This is a genomic window from Nocardia sp. NPDC005746, assembly GCF_040630785.1.
Taxonomy (GTDB): domain Bacteria; phylum Actinomycetota; class Actinomycetes; order Mycobacteriales; family Mycobacteriaceae; genus Nocardia.
Map to the genome: position 1 here is coordinate 263,244 of NZ_JBEXYE010000012.1, position 16,425 is coordinate 279,668.

Sequence of the window (16,425 nt, forward strand, 5' to 3'; positions counted from 1 at the left end):
TTCCCCAGGGGCGGTTGGGGAGTCTTACACGTTCGCGTGGGCGAGCGAGGGCGCCCGGCCGACGGCGAACGAGGACCGCAGGTAGAACCACCAGCACAGCGCGCCCATGGCGAGGTAGGCCGCCACGTAACCCCAGAAGGCCGGATTCATGCTGTGGTAGTGGGTGTTCGACAGTCGCAGCGCCTGCTGCAGGATCCAGCCGCCCGCCGCGCCGACCGCGCCGATCACGCCGATGGCCGCGCCCGCCTGCCGTTTGGCCGAGGTCAGTGCCTCGCCGATGTCCTGCCCGGTCTCCGAGGCGTGCCGCCGCGCTTCGGCGGTGAAGATCATCGGGATCATCCGGTAGGTCGAGCCGTTGCCGATGCCGCTGAGCACGAACAGCAGCAGGAACGAGGCCAGATAGAGCGGGAAGTTCTTGGCGGACAACGACGCCACGATGAGCGCGGTGGCGAAGGCCATGCCGCCGAAGACGTAGAGCGTGATCCGCGCGCCGCTGAGCTTGTCGGCGATCCACCCGCCGAAGGGGCGGCTGAAGGATCCGACCAGGGCGCCGAGGAAGGCCAGGTTGCCCAGCGTGCTCATCCAGCCGATCTTGGCCAGGCTCGGGAAGTTGGCCTTGAGCAGGGTCGGGAAGGCGAAGGAGAAGCCGATGAAGGAGCCGAAGGTGCCGATGTAGAGGATGGCCATCACCCAGGTGTGGCGGTTGGCCAGCGCCCGCTTGTACGACGTGCCATCGGATTTCGCGCCGCTCAGCGAGTCCATGTAGCGCAGCGCGCCGAAGAGGGCGGCGAGGATGAACGGAATCCACACCAGCACCGCGAGAGTGATGCCGAAGCGGTATCCGGCGGCGTCCTTGGCCATGATGTGCGTGCCCAGCGTGATGATGAGCGGTACGAACAATTGTGTCTGTGCCACACCGAGATTGCCGCCCGCGGCATTGATGCCCAGGGCCGCGCCCTTCTTACCCTCGGGGAAGAAGAAGTTGATATTCGCCATGGACGACGAGAAGTTGCCGCCGCCGACACCGGCGATGGCGGCCAGCACCATGAACACCCACATCGGGGTGCCGGGCTGGTTGATGAAATAGGCCAGGCCCAGGGTGGGCAGCAGCAGCATGCCCGCGCTGAACGCGGTGAACGCGCGGCCGCCGAAGCGGGGGATGGCGAAGGTGTAGGGCACCCGCAGCGCCGCGCCGACCAGGGTCGGGGTGGAGGTGAGCAGCAGGGCGTTGTTCACGGCGTCCGGATTGTTCTTGCCCAGGAAGGCGAATCCGGCCGAGCCCATGGCGGTGACGACGCTGGCCCAGAGCACCCAGACGCTGAATCCGAGGTTCTCCGCGAACACCGAGAAGATCAGATTCTTGCGGGCGGTCTGTTTACCCCCGTTTTCCCAGAATTCGGTGTTATCGGGTTCCCAACGGTCGATCCAGCGCCCGCGTTTCTGATACGTGATTTCGGTAGGCTCGATAACTGTTGCCATGAGCGGTTGTCCTCTCGGCTGATGCGACCGCCCTCATCTGCGGTCCCGTCAACCGTAGGAAGCCCGTTTTACGTCCGGGTGTTTTTCCATGACGGAGATGACAATTCGGGCTCACTTGGCCCAGATTCGCATGGTGACCCTTCGGTTACCCGAAATTCTTATCGAGCGTCCGGTATTCAGCCATGAGCGAGTCCAGGAAGCAGTTGGCGGTCCGGGCCGCCCGGTCGGGGTCGCCCTCGATCACCGCGGCCACCAGTTCGGCGTGCTCGTCATGGTAGGTCTCGCCCTCGCGCGCGGATCGGAAACGGATGCCGGCGGCGATGACGGGCAGCAGCGAGTCGTAGAACTCGAGGTACACCGCGTTGTGGCTGGCGACCACGATGGCGCGGTGCAGCTGCACGTCCGCCTCGATGGCGGCGTCGAAGTCGCTGTCCCACAGCCGGGTCCGGTCGTCGAGCAGTCGCCGCAGTTCGGCGATGTCGTGGTCGTCGCGGCGGGCGGCGGCCAGCCGGGCGGCGGTGGTGTCGAGGGCCTGACGCAGTTCGAGCACGTCGCGCTGCTGGGCGTCGGCGAAGTACTCGGTGAGGGTGCCGCCGAGGGTGGAGGTCGAGATGACGTAGGTGCCCGAGCCCTGTCTGCGTTCGAGCATGCCGGCATGCACGAGGGCCTGCACGGCCTCGCGCACGGTATTGCGGCCGGTGCCGGTGAGTTCGGTGAGTTCGGGCTCGGTGGGGATGCGCGAGCCGACGGCCCAACGGCCGGAACGGATTTCGGCACGAAGCTGCTCGGTCACCTGGGCGATGAGGCTCGTGCGCCGGACTGGTTGCACGGGGGACAGCGTACCTTGCCTCACATTCGTTGCATCACATCATCGGGTCATCCTATGATTTCGTGGTGACTGCGACGATCGATGAGACGATGGCCCCCGGGCGGGGCATGACCCGTACCCCTGCCGAGCCGGGGCGCGTCCATCTCGAATCGCCGAAGCCCGAACTCTCCCGGCGCGCTCTCTTCGAGGGCCGCCTGCTGGTGCTGGTCGCCATCGTCATGTCGGCGCTGACCCTGCGGATCGCGGTCACCGCGTTCACCCCGCTGGCCGCCCGCATCGGCGACGACATCGGCTACTCCACCGCCGTGGTCGGCGTCTTCGGCATGCTGCCGACCGCCATGTTCGCCCTCGGCGGCCTGCTCACCCCCGTGCTCTCGCGCCGATTCGGCCTGGAGATGACCGCGCTGGCGGCCATGCTCATGACCGGCATCGGCTCGGTGCTGCGTGCCCTGGTGCCCGACACCTGGCAGCTGCTGGCCTTCTCGGCCTTCGCGCTGGCCGGTATGGGCATCGGCAATGTGGTGATCCCGCCACTGGTCAAGCGGTACTTCTCGGATCGGCTGGCGCTGCTCAGCTCGGTCTACATCGTGATGGTGCAGCTGGGCACGGTGTTCCCGGCGCTGATCACGGTCCCGATCGCGGACGCGCACGGCTGGCGGTTGTCGCTGGGCATGTGGGCCGCGCTGGCCTTCGCCGCCGCGCTGCCGTGGATCGCGGTGCTGCGCACCCGCCGCGCGAACGCCCGATTCGACACCACCGAGCTGCCGGTGGACGCGGTCGAGTCCACCGGCAAGGTGTGGCGCTCGCCGCTGGCCTGGGGCATGGCCTTCATGTTCGGCATGACCTCGCTGATCACCTATTCGATGTTCACCTGGCTGCCCACGATCTTCAGCGACGCGGGCGCGGACGCGGCGTTCGGCGGCTCGATGGTCGGCATCTTCGCGCTGATCGGCCTGGTCGCGGCCTTGAGCGCGCCGATCGTGGTGGGCCGCACGGCCAATCCGTTCCCGGTGGTGATCGGCTGCGCGGTGTTCTTCTTCATCGGCTTCGGCGGCCTGCTGTTCGCGCCGATGAGCGCCCCTCTGGTGTGGGTGCTGGCGCTGGGCCTGGGCCCGTCGACCTTCCCGATGGCGCTGACGCTGATCAATCTGCGGACCCGCACCGGCGCCGGTTCGGCCGCGCTGTCCGGTTTCACCCAGGGTGTCGGCTACTCGGTGGCGTGCGTGGGCCCGCTGCTGTTCGGCACGCTGCACACCATGACCGGTGGTTGGCCGGTGCCGTTCGCGTTCCTCACGGTGGCGGTGCTGATCCTGATGGCCGGCGCGTGGGTCGCGTGCAAGCCGCGTTTCCTGGAAGACAGCTGGAACTAGCGGTCACCGGGAACTAGCCGGAATTTCACTTTTCGAGTTGCCGAGTCGTGAGGTTGGGGCCATGCTGTGTGGCAAGGCTCTCACCTCACGGCTCGGAAATTCGTTTTCAGGCGTTTCGTGACCGCCGGAAACCCTTGTGTCACATAGGCGAAACATAAGACCGGATCTCACGCCGTAAACCCGGATTTCGTGAGCAACCGTTGATTTGCCGGACATTTCGCGCAGCACGGGCGCAATACCCGTTTTCTACCTTGGGGCCATCCAGATTTCAGGAGGGCCTCTTGTTGACGACGCTGACCCGCAAGCGCGACATCGAGCATTGGGATGCCGAAGATGTCGTGGCTTGGGAAGCCGGTGGTAAGGACATCGCGCGCCGCAATCTGATCTGGTCGGTCTTCGCCGAGCACATCGGGTTCTCGGTGTGGTCGATCTGGTCGGTCATGGTGCTGTTCATGCCGACCGACGTCTTCCACATCGATCCGGCCGGCAAGTTCTTCCTGGGCGCGGTGCCGACCCTGGTCGGCGGCTTCATGCGGATCCCCTACACCGTGCTGACCGCGAAGTTCGGCGGCCGCAACTGGACCATCGTGTCCGCGCTGCTGCTGCTGATCCCGACCCTGCTGACGCTGTACTTCATCAACCAGCCGGGCACCTCCTACACGACCTTCCTGATCGTGGCGGCCTTCGCGGGCCTGGGCGGCGGCAACTTCTCCTCGTCGATGTCCAACATCAACGTGTTCTTCCCGCAGCGGCTCAAGGGCTGGGCGCTGGGCATGAACGCGGGCGGCGGCAATATCGGCGTTCCGGTGGTGCAGCTGATCGGCCTGGCGGTCATCGCCACCCTGGGCAACCACTACGGCAATGCCTCGGTGGTGTGCGCGGTGTACCTGGTGCTGATCGCGGTGGCCGCGGTGGGCGCGGCGCTGTACATGGACAACGTCAAGAACCAGAAGGCCGACCTGTCCTACATGCTCAAGGCGCTGCGCGTCCCGCAGTCCTGGGCGATCGCCTTCCTCTACATCGGCACCTTCGGTTCGTTCATCGGCTACAGCTTCGCCTTCGGCCAGGTCCTGCAGATCACCTTCAAGGCCGGTGGCGCGAGTGTCTCCGCCGCCGCGCTGCACGCCGCGCAGATCGCCTTCATCGGACCGCTGCTGGGTTCGCTGGCCCGCCCGTACGGCGGCAAGTGGGCCGACCGGATCGGCGGCAGCAAGGTCACGCTGTACACCTTCGTGGCCATGACGCTCGCGGCCGTGGTGGTTGCGGTGTCGTCCACCATGGGCGATCACGCCGGGCACCCGAAGGGCGGCGTGCTGGTGGCCATGATCGTCGGCTTCACCGCGCTGTTCGTCATCTCCGGTATCGGCAACGGTGCGGTCACCAAGATCATCCCGTCGGTGTTCGAGGCCAAATCCCGCTCCCTGGAAGGTGATTCGGCCAGCCGCGCGGCGTGGGCCCGCAACACCTCGGGCGCGCTGATCGGCTTCGTCGGCGCGATCGGCGCGCTGGGCGGCGTCGGCATCAACCTGATGCTGCGCACCTCCTACGCCTCCACCAAGTCCGCGACCACCGCCTTCTGGGTCTTCATGGCCTTCTACGTGCTGTGCGGCGTGGTCTGCTGGGCGGTCTTCATGCGCCGCCCGAGCCTGCGGGCGCTGTCCAGCGATACCGCTGACGCCGATGTGGTCGTCGAGGCGGAGGCTCTGGTCCTCGAAGCCGAATCCGGCTCCGCCGCAACCGATCTTGCGTCCAACCCCGCCTCGTCCACTCCGTCGGCTCGCGCCTGACCCGTCCAGCTCGAAAGGGACACCGTCATGACCCACAGCATCGAACGCAAAACCGCGATCGTCGTCGGCCACGGCATGGTCGGACACCGCTTCGTGGAGGCCCTGCGCTCCCGCGACGAAGCCGGGACCTGGCAGGTCATCGTGCTCAGCGAGGAGAAGCTGGCCGCCTACGACCGCGTCGGACTGTCCTCCTACGTCGGCATCTGGGAGACCTCCGCGCTGGCCCTGCCGGGCAACGGCTACGAGGGCGACGACCTGGTCGAGGTGCGGCTGGGCGTGCGCGCCGACAGCATCGACAAGGCCGCCCGCAAGGTGACCACCTCCACCGGTGACGTGATCGGTTACGACGCACTGGTTCTCGCGACCGGTTCCTACGCCTGGGTGCCGCCGGTGCCGGGCGCCGACGTCGAGGGCTGCTACGTCTACCGCACCCTCGAGGATCTCGACGGCATCCGGGCCACCGCCGAGGCGGCGGGTCCGGGCGCGGTCGGCGTGGTGGTCGGCGGTGGTCTGCTCGGCCTGGAGGCGGCCAACGCGCTGCGCCTGCTGGGCATGACCCCGCACGTGGTCGAGTACAACAACTGGCTGATGCCCGCCCAGGTCGACGAGGGCGGTGGCGCGATCCTGGAGAAGCTGGTCACCGAGCTCGGCCTGGCCGTGCACACCGGTGTCGGCACCGCCTCGATCGAATCCGACGACGCGGCCCCGCCGGCGGAGAAGCTGACCGTCACGCTGTCCGACGAGAGCGAATTGCGGGCCGCCCTGGTGGTTTTCGCCGCCGGTGTGCGTCCCCGCGACGAGATCGCGAAGGCCGCCGGCATCGAGGTCGGCCCGCGCGGCGGTGTCATCACCGACCTGGGCCTGCGCACCTCGGACCCGAGCATCTACGCCATCGGTGAGGTCGCCGCGGTCGAGGGCGTCTGCTACGGCCTGGTGGCCCCGGGGTACAGCACCGCCGAGGTGGTCGCGGACCGCCTGCTCGGCGGTGAGGGCGAGTTCCCGGGCGCCGACATGTCGACCAAGCTGAAGCTGCTCGGCGTGGACGTGGCCTCCTTCGGTGACGCGCACGCCAAGACCGAGGGCGCGCTGTCGGTGGTGCTGCACGACGCCGCCAAGGGCACCTACGCCAAGCTGGTCGTCTCCGACGACGCGCAGACGCTGCTCGGCGGCATCCTGGTCGGTGACGCCACCCAGTACTCGGCGCTGCGTCCGCTGGTCGGCCGCCCGCTGCCCGCCGATCCGGCCGCGCTGATCTCCCCGGCCGGTGCGGAACTGGGCGCGGACGCGCTGCCCGATGACGCGCAGATCTGCTCCTGCAACAATGTCTCGAAGGGTTCCATCTGCGGCGCGATCGCCGACGGCGCCTGCGACGTCCCGGCCATCAAGAGCTGCACCAATGCCGGAACCTCCTGCGGCGGTTGCGTTCCCATGCTCAAGAAGCTGCTGGAGCAGTCGGGCGTGAGGGTCTCCAAGTCGCTGTGCGAGCACTTCTCGCAGTCGCGCGCGGAGCTGTTCCACATCATCCAGTCGACCGGTGTCCGGACCTTCTCGGGCCTGATCGCCAAGTACGGCAAGGGCACCGGCTGCGACATCTGCAAGCCGACGGTGGCCTCCATCCTGGCTTCCACCTCGAGCGATCACATCCTCGACGGCGAGCAGGCCTCGCTGCAGGACACCAACGACCACTTCCTGGCCAACCTGCAGAAGAACGGCACCTACTCGGTCGTCCCGCGGATGCCCGGCGGTGAGGTGACCGCCGACCAGCTCATCACCATCGGTGAGATCGCCAAGGAATTCGACCTGTACGTGAAGGTCACCGGCGGTCAGCGCATCGACCTGTTCGGCGCCCGCGTCGAGCAGCTCCCGCTGATCTGGAAGCGCCTGGTGGACGTGGGCATGGAGTCCGGTCACGCCTACGGCAAGTCGCTGCGCACGGTGAAGTCCTGCGTCGGCTCGACCTGGTGCCGCTACGGCCAGCAGGACTCGGTCGGCATGGCGGTGCTGCTCGAAAAGCGTTACCGCGGTTTGCGTTCCCCGCACAAGTTGAAGCTGGCCGTGTCGGGTTGCGCCCGTGAGTGCGCGGAGGCCCGCGGCAAGGACGTCGGCGTCATCGCCACCGAGAACGGCTGGAACCTCTACGTCGGCGGCAATGGCGGTCTGACCCCGAAGCACGCCGTGCTGCTGGCCGGTGAGCTCGACGACGAGACGCTGATCAAGTACATCGACCGCTACCTGATGTTCTACATCCGCACCGCGGACCGCCTGCAGCGCACCGCACCGTGGCAGGAGGCCCTGGAGGGCGGCATCGACTACCTCAAGGCCGTCGTCTGCGAGGACAGCCTGGGCATCGCCGCCGACCTGGAGGCCGCCATGGCCAAGCACGTGGACGGTTACAAGGACGAGTGGGCCGCCGTGCTCGAGGACGAGGGCAAGTTGTCGCGCTTCGTGTCCTTCGTCAACGCCCCCGAGGAGTCGGACCCGACCATCGGCTTCGACGAGAGCGGCGAGCGCAAGGTGCCCGTCCTGCTCGGCATTCCGGAGCTTCCGGTCGGTGCGGCCCAGGCCACAGAACCCGCCACGCACGGGAAATGACTGCTTAACGACTTGGAAACAGGGCGCCGGTACCAATAGGTAAGGCGTTCGGAGGAGAGTTACCGATGACCGTGATCGACACACCCGGCACCGCAGTCACCACCACCTCGGGGTGGACCCAGGCCTGCCGACAGGACTATCTGATTCCCGGCCGCGGCGTGGCGGTGCTGTTGAAGGGCGGCCGCCAGGCGGCCCTGTTCCTCACCACCGACGGCACGCTGTTCGCGGTCGGCAATATCGACCCGTTCGGGCGCGCGGCGGTCATGTCGCGCGGCTTGGTCGGCGACCGCGGCGGTGTGCCCGTCGTGGCGTCTCCGCTGCTCAAGCAGGCGTTCTCGCTGATCGACGGGCGCTGCCTGGATGACGACGCCATCTCCCTGCCGGTCTACGCGGTGCGCGTGGAGGACGGCGTGGTCGCGGTGTCGAACGACCCCGTGCAATTCGTCGGCGGTACCGCATGACCGAGGTCGACGGCGGTACTCCGCTGGCCGGTTTCACGGTCGGCATCACGGCTGCCCGGCGTGCCGACGAACTCGGCACCCTGCTTGCCCGCCGGGGCGCGAATGTCGTTTCCGCCCCGGCCATCCGGATCATTCCGCTGGCCGACGACAACGAGCTGGAGCGAGTGACGCGACAGCTGGTCGCCGACCCGCCGCAGATCGCGGTCGCCACCACCGGCATCGGTTTCCGCGGCTGGATGGAGGCCGCGGAGGGCTGGGGCCTGGCCGAGGAGCTGCGCTCCACGCTGGCCTCGACCCGCATGCTGGCCCGCGGCCCCAAGGCCAAGGGCGCCATCCGCGCGGCTGAGCTGCGCGAAGAATGGTCTCCCGCTTCGGAATCCAGTGCCGAGGTGCTCGATCACCTGCTGGCGCAGGGCGTCGAGGGGGTGCGGATCGCGGTGCAGCTGCACGGCGCGACCACCGAATGGGAGCCCGTCCCCGACTTCTGCGAGGTGCTGCGCTGCGCCGGAGCCGACGTGGTTCCGGTGCCGGTGTACCGGTGGATCCCGCCGGACGACCGCACCCCGATGGATCGCCTGATCGAGGGGATCGTCACGGCCGGACTGGACTGTGTGACCTTCACCAGCGCCCCGGCCGTGGCCTCACTTCTCATGCGCGCCAAGGAAACCGGTCTGCTGGAGGCGGTACTGCACGCCTTCCGTACCCGGGTGCTGCCCGCCTGCGTCGGCCCGATCACGGCCGCGCCGCTGGAGGAGCTGGGCGTGCCCACCACGAGTCCCGGCCGAGCCCGCCTGGGTGCGCTGGCCCGGCACGTCGCCGAGGAACTGCCCCGGCGCGCCAACCGGATTCAGGCCGCCGGTCACGTCCTGAGCGTCCGCGGCGGCTGTGTCGTGGTCGACGGTCAGGTGCGGCAGCTGGCTCCCGCGCCGATGGCGCTCATGCGTTCGCTGGCCCGGCAGCCGGGCCGCGTGGTCTCCCGCGAGGATCTGCTCGCCGCCCTCCCGGGCGGCGGCGATGACACCCACGCCGTGGAGACCGCCATCGCCCGCCTGCGGGCGGGTCTGGGCACCCCCAAGGCCATCCAGACCGTCGTCAAGCGCGGCTACCGCCTCGCCCTGGACCCGGCCGAGTGCATCGACAACCCGCATGAGGCCGCGAATCCCGTTGCCCGCCAGCCGGGCCCGGCTCGCAGCAACGGTCTGGGCACCCGCCGCGAGGTCCCGCAGTCGCGGATCCCGGGCACCCGGCAGCCGATGGCCGACACCCCGCCCGCCGCGGCTCCCCGCCGTCCGGGCGCCCCGTCGGCGGTCAACGGCGCGGCGCATCCGGCCGCGGCTCCGTCGCCGGTGGCGCGATCCGTTGCCACGCCGCTGCGATCGGTGCCCGCTCCGGCGGGCCCGGGCACCGGGGCGGCGCGACCGGGCGCGGCCCCGGTGCGATCGGCATCCCCGGCGAATGATGTTCGCCCCATTGGTCTTCCGGTGCAGCCCGGCGGCACGACACCCGTGACACCGGTCGCGGGTCCGGCGGCCACGTCTGCCCGGTCGGCGGCCACCGCTCGCGCCGTGTCGGCGTCGCGCCCGTCGAATCCCAATGCCACACAGTCGAGTTCGGTGTCACGGCAGGCGTTCCCGCCCCGCTCGTACGGTTCTCCCGGCGCCCTGCCGGGTTCGGGGGCCGTCCGTCCGCCGCGGGGTGCGTGGTGAGCGCCCCCGCGCTGGTGCTGGTCGCCCACGGCACCCGTAGCGCGCGCGGCGTGGAGATGATCGCCGAGCTGGCCGAGGCGGTCGCGCGGGAGCTGGGCGCGTCGGCGCTCGCGCACGCGGCCCGGCTGTCCGGGACAGGTGCCGGTGCCGATTTCGGGGCCGCATCGGCATCGTTGCGTGAATTGGCGATCACGGCCGCGCCGCAGGTGCGGACCGCGTTCGTGGATGTGCTGGGCCCGTCCCCGGCCGAGGTGTTGCGGGATCTGGATCCGGTTCCCGCCGTGGTGGTTCCGGCCTTCCTGGCCTCGGGCTATCACGTGTATCAGGATGTGCCGCGAGAGGTGGCCGCGAGTGCGCACGACGCGGTCGCGGTCACCCAGGCCATGGGTCCGGACCCGGCGCTGGCCGAGGTCATGCACCTGCGGCTGCGGGCGGCGGGCTGGCGGCCGGGGGACGCGGTGGTCTTCGCCGCCGCGGGTTCCTCGGACGCCCGGGCGCGCCAGGATGTGCAGCGGGCCGCCAATCTGCTCTCCGAGCGGGTGGGCACGCCAGCCCACCTGGCCTACATCGCCACCGGCGAGCCCAAGGTCCCCGAGGTGGTGGCCCGGGTCCGGGCCGCGGGCGCGCGCCGGGTCTTCGTGGCCTCGTATCTGCTCGCGCACGGCCTGTTCCATCAGCGCCTGCACAAGGCGGGCGCGGACGGTGTCGCCGAGCCGATCGGCGTGCACCCGTCGGTGGTGCGCCTGCTCGCCGATCGCTATGACGCGGCCGTCGAATCCTTGACGTCCGACATCTCGGCGGCCGACGTCCGAGTTGCCTGATCGGTCCCTTCCGTCCTGTGTGGGGATTAGGGGTTCTGCCCTAATTCCCACGCCGAATTCCCGTACCGCTTGGTGATTTTCGGATTCGCGTGGCAACCTTTACCGCAATTCGGTAAAGACTCTGGAGGATTCCCACGTGAAGAAGCTTGTCGTCGCCGCAGTGATCGCGGGCGGTATCGCCGGCCCGGCCGCCACCGCCGCCGCCGATTTCCCCACGATCTACGACCCGTGGACGGCCTGCATCCAGTCGGGTCAGACGGTCGAGCAGTGCGAGGCGCTGGTCAACAGCACCCAGCCGACCGATCAGGGCGCGGGTCTGGGTTACAGCGGTTCCGCGTTCTCCCGCTGATCTCTAAAACAATTCAATTTCAGATTTCGGGCCGACGTCTTCGGACGCCGGCCCGACGTCTTTCCGCGCACTCGATATCCCGCTCACCGGAATTTGCCGGTTCGGTCCACGCGCGTGGCGGCCAGGATGGCGGGATGTCGCTCGAACACCCCGCTCGCCGTGCCGGACTCGCCTCGCAGGCGGCGGTGCGCGCCAAGCGCAAGGACGAGTGGCTGGCATTGTTCGCCGCCGACGCGCGCGTGGAGGATCCGGTCGGGATCTCGCCCTACGACCCGGTGGGGGAGGGGCACGCGGGGCACGCCGCCATCGCGGCGTTCTGGGATCTGGCGATCGAGCCCAGCCGGATCGAATTCACCTGGACGGATTCCTTCGCCTGCGGCGACGAGGCCGCCTTCACCGGAACCATTCGCAGCACGCGTCCCGAGGTGAGTGTCGAGGTGGATCTGGTGGCCGTCTACCGGGTGAACGCGGACGGGAAAATCATTGCGCTGCGCGCGTTCTGGGAACTGGGCCGCGCCCGCGTCACGCCGGCGTCGGATTAGTCCTTCGGCGTCTGCAGCGCCGGGAACCAGATGTCGGTGAGGACGGCCGCGGCCTCGTCGGCCGAGACGTCGATGGTGCCCTGCATGGCCCAGCGGGTGAAGAAGCGTTCCAGCTGGGCGACCAGGAGTTCGACGCGCAGGCGCGCCTCCTCCTGGCGGTCGGCGGGCCAGCGCGACAGGTAGGAGCTCATGACGCTGGGCAGCGACATGATGCCCTCCTTGGCCACTTCGCGGAATTCGGGTTCGAGCGTGGTGGCCTCGTCCCAGGCGGGGAGCAGGTCCTTGTATTCCTGGAACCAGTCGATGGCCCGGCGCATCCACGCCGCGAATTCCTCGCGCGAGCCGGTGTCGAGCACGTGGTCGAGATCCTCGTAGAAGTTCCGGACGCTGGGCAGCGTGCCCTGTTCGGCGATGGCCCGCAGCACGTCCGGCTTCCCGGTGAAGTGCAGGTAGAAGGTGGCGCGGCTGCAGCCGACGGCGGCGGCGATGTCGTCGACGCGGACCGGCGCGTAGCCCTGCTCGGTGAACAGCTGCTTGGCGGCGTCGATGAGCCGGCTGCGGGTGAGCCGTTTCTGTTCGTCGCGCAGCGAGGTGCGCCGCGGGGTTTCGGGGTGGTCTACATCGGATCGGGTCACGGTTGAATGATAGACGCAAGTTAACTCACTAGACACCGTGTCTAGCGAGTGTTAGCGTGTGTGGCACGTCACGTCCGGCAGGGCTCGTCAGACCCGTCGCCGAATCAGGAGAGTGAATTGGCTGCGAAATCCGCACAGAACCGCGAGCTACCCCGGGTCGCCATTATCGGCGCGGGCCCGTCGGGCATCACCGCCGCGAAGCGCATGGCCGAATACGGCATCCCCTTCGACTGCTACGAAGCCTCCGACGAGGTGGGCGGCAACTGGTACTACAAGAACCCGAACGGCATGTCGGCGTGCTACCAGAGCCTGCACATCGACACCTCCAAGTTCCGTCTGCAGTTCGAGGACTTCCCGGCGCCCGACGAATGGCCGGACTTCCCGCACCACAGCCAGTTGCACCAGTACTTCAAGGATTACGTCGACCACTTCGGCCTGCGTGATCGAATCCGGTTCAACCACAAGGTGACCGCGGCCGAGCGCGGCGCCGACGGCCTGTGGACGGTCACCACCGATCAGGGCACCGTCGAGACCTACGACGCGCTGATCGTGGCCAACGGCCACCACTGGGATCCGCGCACCCCCGACTACCCGGGCGAGTTCGACGGCACCCTGCTCCACTCGCACGCCTACAACGACCCCTTCGACCCGATCGACATGCGCGGCAAGCGCATCGTCGTGGTCGGCATGGGCAATTCGGGCCTGGATGTGGCCTCGGAACTGTCGCAGAAGTTCATCGCCGAGAAGCTGTGGGTCTCGGCCCGGCGCGGCGTGTGGGTGCTGCCCAAGTATGTCGGCGGCAAGGTCGGCGACACCCAGGTGGTGCCGGCCTGGATGCCGCCGAAGGTGGCGCTCAAGCTCAAGCAGCGCTTCGTGGTCAAGAACCGCGGCCGCATGGAGGATTACGGCCTGCCCAAGCCGGATCACCTGCCTTTCGAGGCGCATCCGTCGGCCAGTGAGGAGTTCCTGCACAAGGTCGGTTGCGGCGATATCGATTTCAAGCCCGCCATCACCAAGCTGGACGGCAAGGTCGTGCACTTCGCGGACGGCTCCACCGAGGAGGTGGACGTGATCGTGTGCGCCACCGGCTATCACATCAGCTTCCCGTTCTTCACCGATCCGGTGCTCAAGCCCGACGCGAGCAACAAGCTGCCGCTGTGGCGTCAGATGCTCAAGCCGGATATCGACAATCTCTTCTATCTCGGTCTGGCACAGCCGATGCCGACGCTGGTGAACTTCGCCGAGCAGCAGTCCAAGCTGGTCGCGGCCTACCTGTCGGGCAACTACCGATTCCCGTCGCAGGCCGACATGAGCGCCGCGGTGACCAAGGCGGAGGCCGAGCGCGCCGAGCGCTATTACAACTCGCCGCGGCATACGATTCAGATCGACTTCGACATCTATGTGCGCGAGCTGAAGAAGGAACTCGCCGACGGTGCGCGCCGTGCCGCGGCGGTGGGCAATGCCCTGCCGGTTCGCCGCCGCGCGCTGGTCGAGGCGTAGGGGAGCGGTCGGAATGAGCAACGTCGCTGGATTCTGTGCCGACGAATTCGAGGCTGTCCGTAGGGCTTTCACCGAACAGGTGGAGTCGGGCGCGGAGCTGGGCGCGTCGGTCTGCGTGACCGTGGACGGCGAGGCCGTGGTGGATCTCTGGGGCGGTTACGCCGATCCGGAGAAGACCGCGCGATGGGCCCCGGACACCCTGGTGAACACCTTCTCCATCACCAAGACCATGGTCGCGCTGAGCGTCCTGCTGCTGGTCGACCGCGGTGAGCTGGACGTGCACCAGAAGGTGGCCCACTACTGGCCGGAGTTCGCGGCCAATGGCAAGGCCGATATCGAGGTGCGGCACCTGCTCTCGCACACCTCGGGCGTCTCCAGCTGGGAGGCCCCGATCGTGCTGTCGGACATCTACGACACCGATGCCTCCACGGATCGCCTTGCGGCGCAGGAGCCTTGGTGGGAGCCGGGCACCACGTCGGGCTATCACGCCATGAACTACGGCCACCTGCTCGGTGCGCTGGTCAAGCGGGTCACCGGGCGTCCGCTGGGCCGGTTCTTCGCCGAGGAGCTGGCGGGCCCGCTGGGCGCGGACTTCCACATCGGCACTGCCACAGCGGATCTGGGCCGGATCGCGACCCTGGTGCCGCCGGAGCTGCCGGACTTCGATCCGGCGCTGCTGCCGCAGGACAGCGTCATGTTCAAGACCCTGTTCCAGCCGCTGCTGGACTTCGCCGAGTGCGGCACCCCGGCGTGGCAGCAGGCGGAGCTGGGCGGCATGGGCGGGCACGGCAATGCTCGTTCCATCGCCCGGTTGCAGTCGCTGATCAGCAATGGCGGCGAGCTGTCCGGCCGGAAGTTCCTGTCGGACAAGACCATCGACCTGATCTTCGAGCAGCAGTCCGACGGCGTGGATCTGGCGATCATGGTGCCGCTGCGGTTCGGCATCGGTTACGGCCTGCCGCAGCCGCAGACCGCCCCGCACGTGCCGGACGGCCGGGTGTGCTGGTGGGCCGGGATCGGCGGCTCGATGGTGGTCAACGACCTGGACCACCGGGTCACCTTCGCCTACGCCATGAACCGGATGGAGGCGGGCCTGATCGGTTCGCCTCGTGCCGACGCCTATCTGAAAGCGACCTTCGATACAGTCCGGGGGTCGGCGTGATCGGTCTCACTCTGGTCACCCGCCACGGTTCGCGCACAAGGATTCGAGGACTTGATTCATGACCAACGCCGTTGACCTCCAGGCTCTCGCCGCCCAAGTCGCCGGAAAGCTGACCGCGCCGGGCGCCCCGTTCGAGATGACGGTCGAGCAGGTGCTGGGCGTTCCGCAGCCGGTGTTCAAGAACCGGCACGCGTCGCTGCTGGACCTGCTGGAAGCCTCCCGGGAACTGGGCGACCTCGACTATCTGGTGTCCGCGCGCACCCGCTACACCTTCGCCGAGCACTACGCCGCCGCGGGCGCGCTGGCCGCCGCGCTGGCCGAGCGCTACGGCGTCGGCAAGGGCGACCGGATCGGCATCCTGGCCGCCAACACCCCCGAATGGGTGCTGACCTTCTGGGCCGCGCAGCGCCTGGGCGCGATCCCGGTGGGCTACAACGCCTGGTGGGTGCCGCGCGAGATCGAGTACGGTCTCGAGCACTCCGCCCCGAAGGTGGTGATCGCCGACGCCAAGCGGGCCGCGCTGGCCGCCGAGACCGGCACCGACATCCCGGTGCTGACCATGGAGACCGACCTGCCCGCGCTGATCGCGGAGTTCGCGGGCGGCAATCCGGCCGCCGAGGTGACCGAGGACGATCCGGCGATCATCCTGTACACCTCCGGCACCACCGGCCGCCCCAAGGGCGTGGTGCACACCCAGCGGAACATGGTGGCGGTCGCCGACTACCACCGCTTCATGGACGCGCTAGCCGCCGGCTTCCGCGGTCAGGCCTGGGACGGTTCCCCGGCCGGCCGCCGCTACCTGGCCACCATGCCGCTGTTCCACATCGCGAGCCTGCACAACCTGTCGATCCCGCGCCTCACCACCGGTGACGCCGTGGTCTTCCCGGCCTCGGGCGAGTTCGACGCGGAATCGCTGCTGCAGCTGGTCGAGACCGAGAAGGTCACCAACTGGGCGGCCGTGCCGACGCTGGCGAGCCGCATTCTGGCCGTGGACATCTCGAAGTACGACCTGTCCTCGCTGACCGCGTTCTCCCTGAACTCCGCGCCGTCCTCCCCGGCGCTGGTGCAGCGCCTGCGCGAGAAGTTCCCGGTGGCGCTGCAGGGCCTGACCACCAGCTACGGCTGCACCGAGTCCGGCACCGCCGCGACCGTGGCGACCCCGCCGGAACTGGCCGCCGACAACGAGACCGTG

General features: G+C 68.6%; 13 protein-coding genes and 1 pseudogene. 11 read left to right on the plus strand and 3 right to left on the minus strand.

What is annotated here, in order from left to right; translation table 11 throughout:
* Positions 1–24 precede the first annotated feature (24 nt).
* Complete coding sequence (locus tag ABZ412_RS23800; RefSeq protein ID WP_357283657.1) at positions 25–1,479, minus strand: nitrate/nitrite transporter; 1,455 nt, start codon at positions 1,477–1,479, stop codon at positions 25–27.
* A gap of 145 nt (positions 1,480–1,624) precedes the next feature.
* Entirely contained in the window at positions 1,625–2,308 is a 684-nt protein-coding gene (locus tag ABZ412_RS23805; protein ID WP_357283659.1) for an FCD domain-containing protein, read from the minus strand.
* Between the two features lie 218 nt (positions 2,309–2,526).
* On the opposite strand from ABZ412_RS23805, the gene ABZ412_RS23810 reads away from it, so the two are divergent.
* From ABZ412_RS23810 to ABZ412_RS23845, 8 genes and pseudogenes are all read left to right on the plus strand, one after another.
* Positions 2,527–3,678, plus strand: coding sequence for an MFS transporter (locus tag ABZ412_RS23810; RefSeq protein WP_357283742.1), 1,152 nt, complete (start codon positions 2,527–2,529; stop codon positions 3,676–3,678).
* Between the two features lie 284 nt (positions 3,679–3,962).
* Complete coding sequence (locus tag ABZ412_RS23815; protein WP_357283744.1) at positions 3,963–5,465, plus strand: nitrate/nitrite transporter; 1,503 nt, start codon at positions 3,963–3,965, stop codon at positions 5,463–5,465.
* 39 nt (positions 5,466–5,504) lie between these two features.
* Positions 5,505–8,057: a nitrite reductase large subunit NirB gene (gene nirB / locus ABZ412_RS23820; protein WP_357283746.1), complete on the plus strand. Its 2,553-nt coding sequence runs from the start codon at positions 5,505–5,507 to the stop codon at positions 8,055–8,057.
* Between the two features lie 65 nt (positions 8,058–8,122).
* Positions 8,123–8,518 (plus strand): nitrite reductase small subunit NirD, encoded by a 396-nt coding sequence (gene nirD / locus ABZ412_RS23825; protein WP_357283661.1) that lies wholly within the window; start codon positions 8,123–8,125, stop codon positions 8,516–8,518.
* A pseudogene (locus tag ABZ412_RS23830) lies at positions 8,515–9,660 on the plus strand (uroporphyrinogen-III synthase); the annotation flags it as partial. The gene nirD and the pseudogene ABZ412_RS23830, both read left to right, overlap by 4 nt.
* A 560-nt stretch (positions 9,661–10,220) precedes the next feature.
* Positions 10,221–11,045, plus strand: a complete 825-nt coding sequence (locus tag ABZ412_RS23835; protein ID WP_357283664.1) for a CbiX/SirB N-terminal domain-containing protein — start codon at positions 10,221–10,223, stop codon at positions 11,043–11,045.
* A 136-nt stretch (positions 11,046–11,181) separates the two neighbouring features.
* Positions 11,182–11,394, plus strand: coding sequence for a hypothetical protein (locus tag ABZ412_RS23840; RefSeq protein ID WP_357283665.1), 213 nt, complete (start codon positions 11,182–11,184; stop codon positions 11,392–11,394).
* Between the two features lie 134 nt (positions 11,395–11,528).
* Positions 11,529–11,936: a nuclear transport factor 2 family protein gene (locus ABZ412_RS23845; protein WP_357283667.1), complete on the plus strand. Its 408-nt coding sequence runs from the start codon at positions 11,529–11,531 to the stop codon at positions 11,934–11,936.
* Here the strand turns inward: ABZ412_RS23845 and ABZ412_RS23850 are convergent.
* Positions 11,933–12,571 carry a TetR/AcrR family transcriptional regulator gene (locus ABZ412_RS23850; protein WP_357283670.1) on the minus strand — a complete coding sequence of 213 codons (639 nt, stop codon included), beginning with the start codon at positions 12,569–12,571 and terminating at the stop codon, positions 11,933–11,935. The genes ABZ412_RS23845 and ABZ412_RS23850 overlap by 4 nt on opposite strands.
* Before the next feature lie 117 nt (positions 12,572–12,688).
* On the opposite strand from ABZ412_RS23850, the gene ABZ412_RS23855 reads away from it, so the two are divergent.
* The 3 genes from ABZ412_RS23855 to ABZ412_RS23865 all read left to right on the plus strand — a co-directional run.
* A complete protein-coding gene (locus tag ABZ412_RS23855) occupies positions 12,689–14,071 on the plus strand; it encodes an NAD(P)-binding domain-containing protein (RefSeq protein ID WP_357283673.1) in 1,383 nt (460 codons plus the stop codon).
* A 13-nt stretch (positions 14,072–14,084) separates the two neighbouring features.
* Complete coding sequence (locus ABZ412_RS23860) at positions 14,085–15,233, plus strand: serine hydrolase domain-containing protein (RefSeq protein WP_357283675.1); 1,149 nt, start codon at positions 14,085–14,087, stop codon at positions 15,231–15,233.
* A 58-nt stretch (positions 15,234–15,291) separates the two neighbouring features.
* Positions 15,292–16,425: class I adenylate-forming enzyme family protein (locus ABZ412_RS23865; RefSeq protein WP_357283678.1), on the plus strand; the 1,134-nt coding region annotated here is incomplete at its 3' end.

Bases quoted from the DNA above. Each gene is read 5' to 3' on its own strand.
- ABZ412_RS23800 (WP_357283657.1), bottom strand. From the start codon at position 1,479: ATGGCAACAGTTATCGAGCCTACCGAAATCACGTATCAGAAACGCGGG.
- ABZ412_RS23810 (WP_357283742.1), top strand. From the start codon at position 2,527: ATGTCGGCGCTGACCCTGCGGATCGCGGTCACCGCGTTCACCCCGCTG.
- nirD (WP_357283661.1), top strand. From the start codon at position 8,123: ATGACCGTGATCGACACACCCGGCACCGCAGTCACCACCACCTCGGGG.
- ABZ412_RS23845 (WP_357283667.1), top strand. From the start codon at position 11,529: ATGTCGCTCGAACACCCCGCTCGCCGTGCCGGACTCGCCTCGCAGGCG.
- ABZ412_RS23860 (WP_357283675.1), top strand. From the start codon at position 14,085: ATGAGCAACGTCGCTGGATTCTGTGCCGACGAATTCGAGGCTGTCCGT.